Here is a 14,361-nt window from a genome sequence, read left to right as displayed (position 1 = left end):
CCCTCCCACGGCATGCATGTCTTCAGCCGGGAGGAAATTTCCGATTACGGCATCGAACGGCGTGCGGGCACGGCACCGCCCGGCGACCAGCCGGCAACGGTGTCGGCGCCGATCGCAGGCGAGAGGAGGCCGCGCACGCCGCGGAAACGGCCGCCGCCAGCGAAGCTGTCCCTCCCCCTAGCGCACCACAGACTGCCCTCGTCGCACCCTCGGGTCTTTCCGTGATCGAGAGCTATACTCGGCGACCGGATCGTATCGCCGTCTACACGGGGCTGGATTTCTTCGGCTCCGATCTCGATTCCGCGCGCACGGCGGATCTCGTGGGCTGCGCGGCACTTTGCCTGGAGCGTGGAGAGGGCTGCCGCGCCTTCACGTTCAACGCGGACGAGCGCGTCGTGCGCGGGCCGAACTGTTTCCTGAAGAGCGACAGTCGTTCGGCGGACGGCAACGCGGTCGCCATGTCCGGAGTGATGCTCCGCCGCAGCGATCCGGATCCCGCCCCCATCGTCGTCGGGGCGATCGACCCGAAGCTCGGGCTGCTCAAGGATACCGATCTGCCGGGCGCCGATCTGACGGGGCGGCCCCACGCGAAGGCCACGACAGCGCAGGCCTGCCGCCTCGCCTGTGTCGCAGACGACACCTGTCAGGCCTTCACCTGGATCAAGGACAGAAAGCAGTGCTGGCTGAAGGCGGCTGCCGTCAACAGTCGCTTCGTGCCAGGCCTGACGAGCGGCATCAAGACGACGATGCGCTACGTCCCGATAAAGATCATTCCCCTGGATCGCTGACTGCGAGCGCCGGAAGCGTGCGGCGGAACGCGGCGTCCACATCGGCAAGCGCCGTCTTCCAGCCCGCGCGCGTCGGCGCAATCGACCCTGTGACGAGAGGGGCGTCTTCCAAGGGGCCGGGCAGTGCAACACCGGGAGCGCGCTCGTCCGCCGCCCCGGGCGCCCGCTCGGCTGCGGGCACCGGAACGGCGGTCATCGGAAGTGCAAGGATCAGTCCGGCGGCGAGCGATCGAAGCATGGCGGCCTCATGGTAAACGTCCGTTAACCATGGCCGCCGATCGTTAACATGCGGTTAATCGCATCGTCGCGCGCTCGCCTCAGAATGTGCGTGCCGCACCGCCGCTTTCTCCCAAGAAGCCCAACGTCATCTCCGTCCTGAAGGAGATCCGCGACGACATTGACCATGCGGTGCTGTCCGCCTACGGCTGGGACGACCCGGTCCCCGCCATCGTCGGCAAGCCCGCGCCAACCCCTGCCGAGGCCATCGCCAGCGTCTTCGACGGCCGCAATACGCCGACCCGGCGCAGGCGCGTGCGCGAGGTGCTCGAAACCCTCGTCGCCACCGGTCTGGCCCGCCTCGGCGAGGACGGACGCGAGCGCCGCTGTTTCCTGCCGCGGTAAGGGGGCGGGGGAATGCGCCGCGCTGCGACCGGGCGAGGGCCGGAAAACTTTCGCTTGAAAGTGAGCCCTTGGGCTGAAATGCATGGGCTGTGAAACATTCATTTCATGACGGTGTCATGCAGGGCGACAAGTCGTTTCTTGGCCGGGTCAACCAGGCGCTGCCGACGCTGCATCCGGCCGAGCGCAAGCTCGGCAACATGCTCTGCGATTTTCCCGGCGATCTCGCGAGCTATTCCTCCGGAGAGCTGGCCGCGCTCGCCGGCGTCTCCAAGGCGACGATTTCCCGTTTCGTGCGGAAACTCGGCTACGTCTCCTTCGAGGAGGCCCGCCGCCATGCCCGCGAGGAGAAGGCGACCGGCTCGCGGCTCTATCTGGCGAGCCGAACGCTTGCCGACGCGCGGACCTCGCTGGACACCCAGTTCGCCCGCACCGTGGAAAACCTCCAGCGCACCTTGAGCACGATCGACGACACGACCATCCCGGCGATCGCCGATGCGCTGCTGTCGGCCCGCAAGGTCTGGGTTGTCGGCTACCGCGCCAGCCACGCCTTTGCCTCCTATGTCGGCTGGCAGCTGCTCCAGGTTCTCGAAACGATCAGCGTCATCCCCGGTGGCGGCCAGACCATGGGCGAACACCTCGTGGGCGTCGGCGCGGCCGATGTCGTCCTCGTCTTCGGCCTGCGGCGCCGGCCGGTCAGCCTCGGCCTCGTTCTCGACCAGATCGAGCAGAGCGGCGCGCGCCTCGTCTACATCACCGACGAGGGGGCACCGCCCCACAGCGGGGTTTCCTGGCACCTGCGCTGCGAGACCTCGCCGAGCGGGCCGTTGTTCAACCATGTCTCGGTCATGGCGATCTGCCACCTCATCACCGACGAGACGATCGCCCGGGCCGGATCGGCCGGACGCGCCCGCCTGCGCGGGATCGAAACCCTCAACGACGCCCTCGAAGAGCTCTGATCTGCCGCGACATCCGGCAGAATCCCGAGGCAATTGCACATATTGTTCGCATGACCGGTCTGGCGGCATTTTTGCGCCGGGTCCGGCATTGCAATGTCGTGAAACAAACGTATCGTGATCCCCATCAGAAGAAACAAATGTTTCTTGATGGGTCCGACCATGGCGGGTCGGCCCCTCCGTCCGTGTCATCCGCCGGCCCCGGTCGGTCGGCCTCACACTTGAAAGGGATCGCGATGATGAAGCTTGCGAAGGTGATGGGTGGACTTCTTGCCGTCGGCCTTGCCGTGCCCGCGGCCGCCGACGAACCCGCGGTCACCCTCAAGGTCGTGGGACAGCCCATCCAGAACATCCTGCACACGAAAGGCGAGGTCCCCTTCTTCGGGGAAATCCTGCCGGAGCTCTCCGGCAACACCGTCAAGGTCGATCTCGTCTCCGCGGACCAGCTCGGCGTCTCGGGTCCGGAGGTGATCCGCATGCTGTCGAGCGGGGCGATCTCCTTTGCCAGCGGCGGCCTCACCCAGGCGGTCCGCGACGAGCCGAAATTCGAGGGCTGCGATCTTCCCGGTCTCACCGGCAGCCTCGACGAGGCGCGCGCCGCCTGCGCCGCCTATCGCCCGGTGCTGGACGCGACGCTGCGCGACAAGTTCGGCATCAAGCTGCTCGCGCTTGGCGCCAATCCGCCCCAGGCGATCTGGTGCTCCGATCCGGTCTCCGGGCTCGCCGACCTCAAGGGCCGGAAGATCCGCGTCTACAACCAGGCGCTCACGGACTTCGTCGCCGGCGCCGGCGCCACGGCCGTCAACATCCCCTACGGCGACACGGTTCCGGCCCTGCAGAACGGCGTGATCGACTGCGCCATCACCGGCACGCTGACCGGCAACACCTCCAAGTGGTTCGAGGTGACGAGCCACCTCTATCCGATGAGCCTCGGCTGGGCGATCCAGTATTGGGGCGCCAACCTCGAGGCGTGGAACGCGCTCACCCCGGAGCAGCAGGCCGTCGTCGAGGAGGGCTACGGCAAGCTGGAGGAAACGCTCTGGGCGCTGGCCGCCGAGGCGACCGCCGAGGGCATCAACTGCAACCGTGGCGACGGCACCTGCGACCTCGGGGTCAAGGGCGCAATGACCATCGTCGAGCCCAGCGCCGCGGATCTCAAGCAGCGCGCGCAGATCATGGAGAGCAGCGTGCTGCCGGCCTTCGCCAGCCGCTGCGGCAGCGACTGCGCCGCCGAATGGAACGACACGGTCGGCAAGGCCGTCGGCTTCACGCTGAAGGCCGACTGACGATCAGCGCGGGGCGGCGGCGCGACCTTGCGAGGCCGTCAGCGAAGAAGGCGCCCGAGCCGCGACATCACGAGGTCGACGAGCTCGGGCTGCATGAACTCGAAGCTGTCCGGGATATCAAGGCAGAGAGGTGCTTTCCCTTGAGGGACGCTCCCATCTGCCGCTTCAGGCGCGACAGCTGCGCTTTCTCCATGACGGCGATCGTGTCGGCCCAGGCGAGGTGCTCGGCACCGACACGCTCGTCCGCATCGGCGCTCAGCCCGGCAAAGTCCGTCGGCTGGCCGAGGTGCTCGGCGGCGACGGCGGCGGCCGTCGGGCTTCTCTTGCGGGCCTTCCCGCAGATGAAAAGGATGTTGGTCATTGTCCGACTATCGATCAGATCTCCGGTCCGGACCAGCGGGGCCAAACGGCGAGTTGTCTGCTGCCGGCCGGGACCCGCGTGACGATCTCCTCGCCGATGGCGGCGCGAAGTCGAGGATGAAACCTGTGACAGACGACAACAACGCCAAAGGGCAGGCCGGGACCGCGAGCCTTGCGGGCCTGCTCGGCGCCACCGCCTTCGCCGCCCGCGGGCTTGCGATCGTCGGCGGGCTGATCATCATCGCCGCGGCAGCCCTGATCTGCGTCGAGGTCTTCGTGCGCAAGATCCTGGGCAGTTCCACCGGCGTGACCGACGAGCTCTGCAGCTACGCGCTCGCCATCGGATCGACGCTGGCCTTCCCCTACTGCCTCGTGGAGCGCGCGCACATCCGCGTCGATTCCTTCACCCGCCTCATGCCCGCACGCCTTCAGGCGGTCATCGACCTCGTCGCACTGGCGGCGCTGACGGGGTTCTTCTCCCTCGTCGCCTGGTATGCCGTCGACACGGCGTGGGTGTCGTTCATGCGGGACTCCCGCGCCCTGACCCAGCTTCGCACGCCGCTGGCCCTGCCGCAGGCCCTGTGGGCCGCCGCGCATGTGGCCTTCGTCCCCACCGGCGCCGTGCTCCTGCTCATCGCCGCCACACGGCTGGCGCGCGGCGACCGGGCCGCAGTCATGCCATCGCCGGCACCCGGACCGGTCCCGATGAAACACCCTCGCCGGAAAGCAGCCAGACATGATCCCGGTCACGCTCATCCTTCTCGTCCTCTTCATCGGTCTCAGCCTGCCCGTGGCCGCCAGCATGGGGCTGCTCGGGGTTGCGCTCACCAAGACCTACAGCTTCCTGCCGCTGACCTACGCACTCGGCGACGTCGCTGGATGACGAGCACCAGCTTCATCCTGCTCGCCATCCCGCTCTACATCATGATGGGCGAGGTGCTGCTGCGCTCCGGCATGGCGGAGCGGATGTATGGCGCGATGTCCTGCTGGCTGTCCTGGCTGCCGGGCGGCCTGATGCACTCGAACTTTGCCTCCTGCGGCCTGTTCGCGGCGACGTCCGGCACCAGCGTGGCGACGGCGGCGACCGTCGGCACCGTCGCCATTCCCGAGATCGAGCGCCACGGCTACGACCGCCGCCTGTTCCTCGGCACGCTCGCGGCCGGCGGCACGGTGGGCATCCTGATCCCGCCCTCCACCAACATGATCCTCTACGGCCTGCTCACCGACACCTCGATCCCGAAGCTCTATCTGGCGGGCTTCGTGCCCGGTGCGCTCCTCGTCCTGCTGTTCATGGCGACGACGCTGCTGGTCTGCCGGATCTATCCGGCGCGCGCGGCCGGCGCATCTCCTTCACCTGGCAGGACCGCTGGCGCGCGCTGCCGGCCTTCCTCGCGCCGATGACGATCTTCCTGCTCGTGGTCGGATCGATCTATGCCGGGGTTGCGACGCCGGCCGAATCCGGCGCGCTGGGGCTCGCCGCCTCGCTGGGCCTTGCCGCACGCCACGGCCGGCTGACCTGGCCGATGCTGCGAGCGGCGATCCTCGGCTCGATGCGCACCACCGCCATGTCGATGGCGCTGCTGGTGGCCGCCTATTTCCTCAATTTCGTCATCGGCAGCATCGGTCTGACCAGGGCGATCAACGATCTCGTGGTCGGCCTCGGACTGACGCCCTACGCCCTGCTGCTCATGGTCGTGGTGTTCTACTTCGTCCTCGGCATGTTCATGGACACGCTGACGATGATGGTCGCGACCGTGCCGATCATCGCGCCGACCGTCTTTGCGGCGGGCTTCGACGCCGTCTGGTTCGGCGTCATCATGATGCTGCTGATCGAGGTCGCGATGATCACGCCGCCGGTCGGGCTCAACCTGTTCGTGATCCAGAGCATCCGCGAAAAGGGCGAGATCAACGACGTCATCATTGGCGTGCTGCCCTTCGTGGCGACGATGCTCCTCTTCATCGCGTTGATCACGATCTTTCCCGGCATCGTGCTCTTCGCCCCCGGCCTGATCGCCAACTGAGATCGCCGGATCGCCTTCCACAGGAACTGCCCCCATGACGAACCACGGCGAGACCTTCCACCACCGGTCCTACGAGCTGCCGGACGAACTGCTTGCCGGCGCCATCGACACCCACATCCACAGCGGCCCGTGGCTGATGTCCTGCCCCGGACGGATGGATCCGTTCCAGATTGCCCAGCAGGCCAAGGCCGCCGGCATGCGCGCGCTGGTCTTCTACGACCATACGCTCGGCGTGAGCGCCGGAACGGCCTGGATGGTGAAGCGCGCGGTGCCGGGGATCGACGTCTTCGGCGGCATCATCCTCACCTCCTGCCTCGGCGGGCTCAACCCGCGTGCGGTGAAGACGGCGCTTGCCTACGGGTCCGGCGCGAAATTCGTCCACCTCGGCGCCCATTGCACCCACCACATGGCGAGCCGCGAGGGCCGCATGATCGACGGCCGGCCGGTCCGCCTCGCCGAGCTTTATCCGCAGTTCGTCGAGGAGGAACTGTCACGGGCAATCCGCATTCCGCTCGAAGGCCCGATCCCCCGGGAGCTCGCCGAGATCCTCGACCTCGTCGCCGCCCGTCCGGACGTCTATCTCAACACCGGCCACGTCTCGGGCGCCGAGGCCCTGCGTCTCGCCGAACTGGCGCAGCACCATGGTGTCGCCAGGCTGATCGTCGCCCATCCGGCCCGCGCCCAATTGTCCACCGACGAGCAGAAGAGTCTCGCTGCCCGGGGTGTCTTCCTCGAAGGCGCGGTGTCGGACTGGATGTTCCACCGCGGCCTGCCGCGCACGAACTACTATGTCGAGCGGGAATGGGCCGACGAGATCGCCGGCATCGCCAACGCGCCGGCCTTCGAGGGCATCGTGCCCTGGGCCCGGCAGATCCGCGAGATCGGCGTGGAGCATTTCGTCCTCGCCACCGACTACGGCATCCGCTCGGCGCCAGCCCCGGTCGAGGGCATGCGGCTGCTGATCAGCTCGCTTCTCGACCTCGAATTCTCCGTCGGCGAGATCGAGACGATGGTCCGGATCAACCCTGCGCGGCTGCTGGGCCTTGCCTGAGGCAACGGCGTGGTCATCGACCGCGGCAGACCGGAACAACAACAAGAAGAATGGCGGCGTGACGTGGGTGTCCTTCTGATCAATCCCAACACTTCGGCGGCGGCGACGGATCTCATGGTGGCCGTGGCCCGGCGTGCGGCGGCCGGCCGGCTGGCGGTGACCGGGGCAACGGCGGCCTTCGGCGCGCCGCTCATCACCGACGAGACCTCGCTGGCGATTGCCGCGGATGCGGTGATCGCCAGCGCCTCCGAACACGCTGCCGGCGACCTCGACGGCGTCATCGTTGCCGCCTTCGGCGATCCGGGGCTCGAGGTGCTGAAGGCGCGGCTCGGCTGTCCCGTCGTCGGCCTCGCGGAGGCCAGCATGATGGAGGCGGCAGCCGGCGGGCGCCGCTTCTCGGTGGCAACGACGACACCCCGGCTCGTCGATGCGATCCGGCGCTGCGCCGTGCGTCACGGGCTTGCCCGGCAACTGCTGTCGATCCGCACGACACCGGGCGATCCGGAAACCGTGATGGCCGACCTGACGACGCTGCGCGGCCGGCTGCGCGAGGAAGTGCGCTCTGCCATCGAGGAGGACGGCGCGGAGGCGGTGATCATCGGTGGCGGCCCGCTGGCCGATGCCGCCACCGACCTCGCCCGGGAACTTGCGACCATGGTCATCGAACCGGTTCCGGCCGCGATCCGGGCCCTCCTGGGACGAAAGACGTCGATGCAGGCGGCGGGCTGACGCCGGCTCGCGCCTTGTGCGAGAGGCGCCATCCCCAGCCTCCCCGGACGCCCTCCCCGCAGGCACGCATTTCCGCCCCGTCACCGGTCATCGTGGAACAACCCCGCCCGGCATGCGGTTCGCCTAGACAGTCAGGTGAAGGGCCGAAAGATGCGAAAGACAGAACCCCGGAAGGTCGACATTCACGAGTACAAGCATCCGACGGGGGGATGGGGGTCGGTCATCTCGCTGATCCGCAATTCGGCGCGGCAGGGGCTTCTGTTCTCGGGAATCTGGCGCACGATGCTGCGGCAGAACAAGCCCGGCGGCTTCATGTGCGTGTCCTGCTCCTGGGCCAAGCCTGCGAATGCCCATCCCTTCGAATTCTGCGAGAACGGCGCCAAGGCCACCTTCTGGGAGCAGACCACGCGGCGCTGCGACCGCGCCTTCTTCGAGAAGCACACGGTGACGGAGCTGCTGGACTGGCCCGACCATGATCTCGAACTCGAGGGCCGGCTCACCGAGCCGATGCGCTATGATCCGCAGACCGACCGCTATGCACCGGTCGCCTGGGCGGAGGCGTTCCGCGAGATCGGCGCCGAACTGAAGGCGCTCGATCCGAAGTCGGTGGTGTTCTACACCTCCGGCCGCGCGTCGCTCGAGACGTCGTTCATGTACCAGTTGCTGGCGCGGATCTACGGTTCCTCGAACCTGCCGGATTCCTCCAACATGTGCCACGAGTCCACATCGGTGGGCCTGCCGGAATCGATCGGCTCGTCGGTCGGCACCGTGGAGATCGAGGACTACGACCGCTGCGACATGATGTTCTTCTTCGGCCACAACACCGGCATGAACGCGCCACGCCTGCTGCATCCGCTTCAGAAGGCCCGGCAGCGCGGCACCACGGTCGTCACTTTCGATCCCCTCCCCGAGCGCGGCCTGCAGCGGTTCAAGAGCCCTCAGGATCCGGTGGCCATGCTCTCGGGGAGTCCGGGCACGAAGATGTCGACCGACTATTTCCAGCTGCGCGGCGGCGGCGACATCGCCGCCATCACCGGCATCGCCAAGGGCGTGTTCGCCCTCGATGACGCCGCAAAGGCAGCGGGCGCCAAGCGCGTTCTCGACACGGACTTCATCGCCGACCACACCGCCGGCTTTGCCGAGTTCGAAGCCTTCGTCCGGGCCACCACCTGGGCGGAGATCGAGGCACGCACCGGCCTGGCCCGCGCCGATCTGGAGCGCGTCGCCGCGGACTATGCCAAGGCGGAGCGGGTGATCGCCAACTACGGCATGGGCCTGACCCAGCATCGCAACGGCACCGACAACGTGCACATGCTGTGCAACCTGCTGCTGATGCGCGGCAACATGGGCCGGCCGGGCGCCGGCATCTCGCCGCTGCGCGGCCACTCCAACGTGCAGGGCCAGCGCACCGTCGGCATCACCGAAAAGCCGGAGCTCGCCCCACTCGACACCTTCGCCGAACGCTACCGCTTCGAGCCGCCGCGCGAGACCGGCCGGGCCACGGTCCAGACCTGCGAGGGCATCATCGACGGATCGGTGAAGGCCTTCCTCGGTCTTGGCGGCAATTTTGCCCGCGCGGTTCCCGAAACCGGCCGGGTGGAGGCGGCCTGGCGCGACATGCAGCTCCACGTGGAGATCGCCACCAAGCTGAACCGCACGCACCTCCTGCCCGGAAAGGTCACCTATCTGCTGCCGTGCATCTCGCGGCTCGAGCGCGATGTGCAGGCCTCCGGCGAGCAGTGGCTGTCGATCGAGGATTCGACCGCCTGCATCCACGGCTCCTTCGGCCGCCGCAAGCCGCCGTCGCCGCATGTCCTGTCCGAGCCGCGGATCGTCGCCGAACTTGCCAAGGCAACCGTGGACGGCCGCAGTTCCATTCCCTGGGATGCGTGGGTGGCGGACTATGCGGTGGTGCGCGACGAGATCGAACACTGCTATCCGGACGACTTCCTCGGCTTCAACACCCGCTTCCGCCAGCCCGGCGGCTTCCGCCGCGACATCGAGGCCAGCCGCCGCGTCTGGAAGACGGGCAGCGGCCGTGCGAACTTCCTCGTCCCGCCGTCGCTGGAGGCGGACGACAATGTCGACCTCACGGACGAGCGTGCGCTGAGCCTGCTGACGATCCGCTCCAACGACCAGTTCAACACCACCATCTACGGCTATCGCGACCGGCTGCGCGGCATCAACGGCACGCGGATGGTCCTGCTGATGAACGAGGCGGACATCGCCCGGCTCGGCCTGCGCGAGGGGCAGGAGGTGGCGCTGGAATCCACCGCCGGAGACGGCATCCACCGCCGGGTGGGCGGACTGCGGGTGACACCCCATTCGATCCCGCAGGCAATTGCGCCGGCTACTATCCCGAGCTCAACCCGCTGATGCCGCTCTGGCATCACGAGAAGAAGGCCCATGTGCCGGCGGCCAAGTCGGTGCCGGTCAGGGTCGCCTCCTGACGGCGCCCTCCCGAGGCCGGCCGCAACGAGGCCGGCCATCGCGCCCGATGGCCGACCAAGGCTCGCCGCGGCCGGGCTCATTTGTCCGGCAGCGGCGGCAGCGCGCGCAGATAGGCGATGATGGCGGCGAGATCCTCGGGCGTCGTCTTCGCAAGATAGCCGTAGGGCATCGGCGGCAGCATCCCGGATCCGTCCGGGCGCCCGCCGCCGGTGATCATCGCGCCGATCTCGCCGTCGGAATAGCCCTTCAGCCCGTCCTCGTGGCTGGTCAGATTGGAGGCGACCGACACGCCCCAGGGTCCGTGGAACTCGAAGCCGCCGCGGCCGAGGTCCGTGTCCAGCATCGGCCCTTGCGGCCCCATCGGCGTGTGGCACTCCATGCAATGGGCGACCGGGCCGGCCAGATAGGCGCCATACTCGGCCGACACCGACGGCGCCATTGCCGCCACGCTTTCGACCGGCGGACCGTAGGCCGGGGGCAGCGGAACGCGGTAGACCGACGGCGGCAGCGTGTTGTCCACCGCCGGCAGGGTGCGCAGGAACATCACGATCGACATCAGGTCGTCGTCCGACAGGCCGCGATACATCGCAAAGGGCATCGGCGGGCCGATCAGCGTGCCGTCGGGCCGCAGCCCCTCGCGGATGGCCTTGGCCAGTTCCGCGTCGCTCCACTTGGCGATCTGCCCGCCGGGCGTGAGATTGGGCGCATAGGCGGTGAAGGCGGGATTGTCGTCGACGAGCCGGCCGGCCAGTTCGCGGCCCATGTCCGGCCCGGCCGCGCCGAAGGGCGTGTGGCAGTTGCCGCAGCCGGCCGGCCCGCGGACGAGATACTCGCCACGCGCCACGCCGGGTTCGGCGGAGGCCGCGCCGGCAGAGAGAACGACAGCTGTGAGAAAACCGGCGCAAATCAGCGCCCCGGACCTCGGCACCATGGCCTGCCCCCATAAGTCGATGAATTTTAATAAAAAAGATGCCCCCGTGACATCTGGAGACATTCTCATCTGAAGCTCGATCCGAATCAAGGGGCATCGCCGGCTTGCGCGGCCGCCCGCAATTGCCGACGCTGAGCGCGGCCCGGCGCATGCCGAACGATGCGGGCGGACAGTGCGGGCGGGCGGGCGTCATGAGCAAGGTCGACGGTGAAGACACGGTTCACGGCGAGCAGGCAGGGCTCCACGTCGGTCCGGCGACCTCGCGCGCGAAGACACCGCCCTGCCCGCTCACCGGCGGGCGCAGCCGGCTGGTGCAGCGCATCCCGCCCCGCTTCCTCGCCGACCTCTGGCGCATCGCCGGACGCACCGACATCTCCGGCCACTACGGCGGCATCGACCAGCTCGGGCTCTACCGGTCGGACTGCGGCCTCCACTTCTTCCACCCGATGATCGCCGGCTCGGCCGACTTCTACGAAGACCTCTACAGCCGCTGGCGCGGCCACGACGCGCCGGAGCGCGGGCTTGCCGACCGGCAGGAGTATCTGCGCAGCACCCGTCACGTGCGCCCCGGCGACCGGGTGCTCGACGTGGGCTGCGGGCGCGGCGGCTTTGCCTCCCATCTCGGCCATGCCGAATTCACCGGCCTCGATCCGCACGCCGTGCCGACCCCGACCCGCGGGTGTTGCGCCAGAAGGCACGGTCGCATCTCGAAGCGGGCGGCGCGGGCTATGACCTCGTCACCGCCTTTCAGGTGATCGAGCATGTGGAAGATCCGCGCGGCCTTGTGGACGATCTCGTGGCCCTTGTCCGCCCGGGCGGGCTGATCGCGATCGGCGCGCCGGCCCATCCTTCCGTGCTGACGGAAATCCCCAACAACCTGCTCAACGGACCGCCGCATCACTTCAGCTGGTGGAATGCGGATGCCTTCGCCGCCCTTGCCTCCCTCGCCGGCCTGGAGGTGATCGAGAACGAGACGCTGCCGGCCTCGCCCTACGGCAGCGCCGTCGGCTGGATGGACCGGCTGGTGCCGGTGCGGACGAAGGGCGCGGGCGGTCCGCCCTATTTCGCCCACCGCTGGCTCTGGCACGCCGCTCTTGCGCTGTCCGTGCCGCTGGCCCTCCTCGCCAACCGGCTGTTCGATCCGCCGGCGCGGGCCCGCGGATTCGACGCTTCCTGCTCGTGCGCAAGCCCGCCTGAGGGCCACCCGCCGCCGCAACGTCCGGCTGGGCCGCGGCGAGAACTTGTCCACCGAATTTTGCAGTCCCGCCGCCGCCGCACAAAGCCGCCACGGGAGCCCGGTTCGACGGCATTTGAATCGAATGCGCCCCTCGGCGTTCAGACATGCACAAGGCAATCACCCTATCGGTGGAGCCCGGAGCGCTCAGGGAATCCACGTATGCATGAACGGACCGGACGCCTCGGTATCTACGGTTTTCTTCATCGCCTGCCGCTGCCCGGCAGCTACCGGTTCAAGCTGTTCTTCGTCTGCTTCGTCGGCAGCCATGTGCCGCTGGTCGCGGCGCTGGTGCACACGCTGTTCTTTGCCGGCGACGACAGCGGGCCGGTGACGATGCTGCTCGTCCTTCTGGGCGCGACGCTGGCCGGCACCGTCTTCACCCTCACCATGCTGGAGGGCGCGCTGCAGCCGGTGCGCCTCGCCGCCGAGTCTCTGCGCGCCTATCTCCACGACCGCCGCCTGCCGGCGCTGCCGGAGAGCTACGAGGACGAGGCCGGCCAGCTGATGCGTGCCGTCCAGCAGGTCACCACCTGGCTCGATCACGAGCTCCGCCGCAACGAGGACTTGGCCACCCGCGATCCCCTGACCGGCCTTGCCAACCGCCGCGCCTTCGAGGATTTCATGATGGCGGCCTTCGTCGAATGCCGGATGCGCGACGTCCCCTTCACCCTGCTCATCGCCGACATCGACCAGTTCAAGTCGGTCAACGACACCTTCGGCCATGACGTCGGCGACGCGGCGGTCGCGGCCGTCGGCGCCGTGCTGGCCGACATCGGCCATCCCGAGGCCTTCGCCGCTCGGCTCGGGGGCGACGAATTCGTGCTGGCCCTGCCGGCAACGACCGAACGTCAGGCCGCCGACGTCGCCGAGCGCCTGCGCCGCCGCCTGCGCGCGCAGCCCTGCCCCGGCCTGAGCGGCCGCCCCCTCACCCTCAGCATCGGCCTCGCCACCCTGCGCGACGGCGAGACGCTGCCGCAGCAGATGTTGCGCCGGGCCGACAAGGCTCTCTACGGCGCCAAGCGCAGCGGGCGGGATCGGGTGACCCTCGCACGCTGAAGCGTCGTCCGGTGAGGCTCGTGCCCGGCGCCTGTCCCGATAGGCCCACGCCGGATAGCCTGCGTTGTGGTGTAGAACAGCGAGGTGCCGCGTCGCGGCGGAGGGCCGGGTTCGCCCGCCGGGCATCTTGCGCGGGTCAGAGCCATGCGGACGCCGAGCACGGAGCGGTCTTTAGCTGGCTTCTCTTCGCGCATCCGCCAGAAGCGGAACGAGGATCTCTCGGCATGGAGGACATCCGCCACGGGCATCGGACAGTTTATGAGACCCACGCCCGGCGGTGGGATCGCGAGCGCTCGCGGCGTCTGTTCGAGAAGCCGTGGCTGGATCGCCTTCTTCAGCATGTGCCGGCCGGCGGCGATGTCCTCGATCTCGGTTGCGGCGCCGGCGAGCCGATCGCCCGCTACCTGATCGAGCAGGGCCGCCGCGTGACCGGCATCGATTTTGCCGCGGGGATGCTTGATCTCGCCCGGTCCCGCTTTCCCGGTGAGATCTGGATCGCGGGCGACATGCGCGCGCTCGACCTCGGTCGCCGCTTTTCCGGCATCGTCGCCTGGAACAGCAGCTTTCATCTCAGCCGGAACGAACAGCGCCAGTTGCTGCCGCGCCTTGGCCGCCACCTCCTGCCCGGCGGCGCGCTGCTGATGACCGTCGGTCCGGCCGAGGGCGAGGCGCTTGGCCATGTCGGCGACGGGACCGTCTACCACGCGTCGCTGTCACCGGCGGAATTTGAGGAGCGGCTTGCAGCGGCGGGACTGCTCGTGGAGAGTTTTGTCGCCAACGATCTTGCCTGCGCGGGGCACAGTGTCGTGCTGGCGCGGATGACGGCGTGACCCGGCCCGGTTGCCGCGACCAGCCGTTGCGGCTCCTTGGAGGTGGC

The 14,361-nt window shown here is 68.5% G+C and carries 14 protein-coding genes and 1 pseudogene; 12 read left to right on the top strand and 3 right to left on the bottom strand.

What is annotated here, in order from left to right:
* Window positions 1–221: 221 nt before the first annotated feature.
* A complete protein-coding gene (locus A6302_RS21500; protein WP_083255840.1) occupies window positions 222–788 on the top strand; it encodes a PAN/Apple domain-containing protein in 567 nt (188 codons plus the stop codon).
* Here the strand turns inward: A6302_RS21500 and A6302_RS22330 are convergent.
* Window positions 769–1,026, bottom strand: a complete 258-nt coding sequence (locus A6302_RS22330; protein ID WP_141703860.1) for a hypothetical protein — start codon at window positions 1,024–1,026, stop codon at window positions 769–771. The two genes, A6302_RS21500 and A6302_RS22330, sit on opposite strands and share 20 nt — an antisense overlap.
* 86 nt (window positions 1,027–1,112) lie before the next feature.
* Here A6302_RS22330 and A6302_RS16260 point away from each other — a divergent pair, with 86 nt between their 5' ends.
* The 3 genes from A6302_RS16260 (at window position 1,113) to A6302_RS16250 (ending at window position 3,648) form a co-directional block, all read left to right on the top strand.
* Window positions 1,113–1,409, top strand: a complete 297-nt coding sequence (locus tag A6302_RS16260; RefSeq protein WP_069307921.1) for a hypothetical protein — start codon at window positions 1,113–1,115, stop codon at window positions 1,407–1,409.
* A 116-nt stretch (window positions 1,410–1,525) separates the two neighbouring features.
* Window positions 1,526–2,365, top strand: a complete 840-nt coding sequence (locus A6302_RS16255) for a MurR/RpiR family transcriptional regulator (RefSeq protein WP_069307920.1) — start codon at window positions 1,526–1,528, stop codon at window positions 2,363–2,365.
* Window positions 2,366–2,598: 233 nt separating this feature from the next.
* Window positions 2,599–3,648, top strand: a complete 1,050-nt coding sequence (locus A6302_RS16250; protein WP_069307919.1) for a TRAP transporter substrate-binding protein — start codon at window positions 2,599–2,601, stop codon at window positions 3,646–3,648.
* A 67-nt stretch (window positions 3,649–3,715) separates the two neighbouring features.
* Here the strand turns inward: A6302_RS16250 and A6302_RS16245 are convergent, their stop codons facing one another.
* Window positions 3,716–4,054, bottom strand: a complete 339-nt coding sequence (locus A6302_RS16245; RefSeq protein WP_245294107.1) for a phosphotyrosine protein phosphatase — start codon at window positions 4,052–4,054, stop codon at window positions 3,716–3,718.
* A gap of 71 nt (window positions 4,055–4,125) precedes the next feature.
* Between A6302_RS16245 and A6302_RS23660 the strand changes: the two genes are divergently transcribed.
* From A6302_RS23660 to A6302_RS16220, 5 genes and pseudogenes are all read left to right on the top strand, one after another.
* Window positions 4,126–5,409: a TRAP transporter large permease subunit gene (locus A6302_RS23660; protein ID WP_210183359.1), complete on the top strand. Its 1,284-nt coding sequence runs from the start codon at window positions 4,126–4,128 to the stop codon at window positions 5,407–5,409.
* Window positions 5,406–6,029, top strand: a complete 624-nt coding sequence (locus A6302_RS25445) for a TRAP transporter large permease subunit (protein ID WP_280939335.1) — start codon at window positions 5,406–5,408, stop codon at window positions 6,027–6,029. The genes A6302_RS23660 and A6302_RS25445 overlap by 4 nt, the downstream gene beginning before the upstream one ends.
* A gap of 34 nt (window positions 6,030–6,063) precedes the next feature.
* On the top strand, window positions 6,064–7,080 hold the full coding sequence (locus A6302_RS16230; protein WP_069307917.1) for a DUF6282 family protein: 1,017 nt from the start codon (window positions 6,064–6,066) through the stop codon (window positions 7,078–7,080).
* A 63-nt stretch (window positions 7,081–7,143) separates the two neighbouring features.
* Window positions 7,144–7,809, top strand: a complete 666-nt coding sequence (locus A6302_RS16225) for an aspartate/glutamate racemase family protein (protein WP_280939332.1) — start codon at window positions 7,144–7,146, stop codon at window positions 7,807–7,809.
* A 150-nt stretch (window positions 7,810–7,959) separates the two neighbouring features.
* Window positions 7,960–10,259, top strand: a pseudogene (locus A6302_RS16220) (FdhF/YdeP family oxidoreductase).
* A gap of 77 nt (window positions 10,260–10,336) precedes the next feature.
* On the opposite strand, the gene A6302_RS16215 reads toward A6302_RS16220, so the two are convergent.
* The gene (locus A6302_RS16215) at window positions 10,337–11,104 is read right to left on the bottom strand and encodes a phosphomannomutase (RefSeq protein ID WP_210183358.1); all 768 of its coding nucleotides are present in this window, start codon (window positions 11,102–11,104) and stop codon (window positions 10,337–10,339) included.
* Window positions 11,105–11,382: 278 nt separating this feature from the next.
* On the opposite strand from A6302_RS16215, the gene A6302_RS16210 reads away from it, so the two are divergent.
* From A6302_RS16210 to A6302_RS16200, 3 genes are all read left to right on the top strand, one after another.
* Window positions 11,383–11,946: an SAM-dependent methyltransferase gene (locus tag A6302_RS16210; protein ID WP_069307915.1), complete on the top strand. Its 564-nt coding sequence runs from the start codon at window positions 11,383–11,385 to the stop codon at window positions 11,944–11,946.
* A complete protein-coding gene (locus A6302_RS16205) occupies window positions 11,871–13,484 on the top strand; it encodes a diguanylate cyclase (RefSeq protein ID WP_083255838.1) in 1,614 nt (537 codons plus the stop codon). The genes A6302_RS16210 and A6302_RS16205 overlap by 76 nt, the downstream gene beginning before the upstream one ends.
* A 224-nt stretch (window positions 13,485–13,708) precedes the next feature.
* Complete coding sequence (locus A6302_RS16200; RefSeq protein WP_069307913.1) at window positions 13,709–14,314, top strand: class I SAM-dependent methyltransferase; 606 nt, start codon at window positions 13,709–13,711, stop codon at window positions 14,312–14,314.
* The last annotated feature ends 47 nt before the right edge of the window (window positions 14,315–14,361 follow it).

The organism is Methylobrevis pamukkalensis (assembly GCF_001720135.1).
Classification (GTDB): Bacteria; Pseudomonadota; Alphaproteobacteria; order Rhizobiales; family Pleomorphomonadaceae; genus Methylobrevis; species Methylobrevis pamukkalensis.
This window is presented reverse-complemented; position numbering and strand designations above follow the sequence as displayed.

Coding starts and splice junctions, on each gene's coding strand:
- A6302_RS16200 (WP_069307913.1), top strand. CDS start 13,709: ATGGAGGACATCCGCCACGGGCATCGGACAGTTTATGAGACCCACGCC.
- A6302_RS25445 (WP_280939335.1), top strand. CDS start 5,406: ATGACGATCTTCCTGCTCGTGGTCGGATCGATCTATGCCGGGGTTGCG.
- A6302_RS16230 (WP_069307917.1), top strand. CDS start 6,064: ATGACGAACCACGGCGAGACCTTCCACCACCGGTCCTACGAGCTGCCG.
- A6302_RS16210 (WP_069307915.1), top strand. CDS start 11,383: ATGAGCAAGGTCGACGGTGAAGACACGGTTCACGGCGAGCAGGCAGGG.
- A6302_RS22330 (WP_141703860.1), bottom strand. CDS start 1,026: ATGCTTCGATCGCTCGCCGCCGGACTGATCCTTGCACTTCCGATGACC.
- A6302_RS23660 (WP_210183359.1), top strand. CDS start 4,126: ATGAAACCTGTGACAGACGACAACAACGCCAAAGGGCAGGCCGGGACC.
- A6302_RS16250 (WP_069307919.1), top strand. CDS start 2,599: ATGATGAAGCTTGCGAAGGTGATGGGTGGACTTCTTGCCGTCGGCCTT.
- A6302_RS16255 (WP_069307920.1), top strand. CDS start 1,526: ATGCAGGGCGACAAGTCGTTTCTTGGCCGGGTCAACCAGGCGCTGCCG.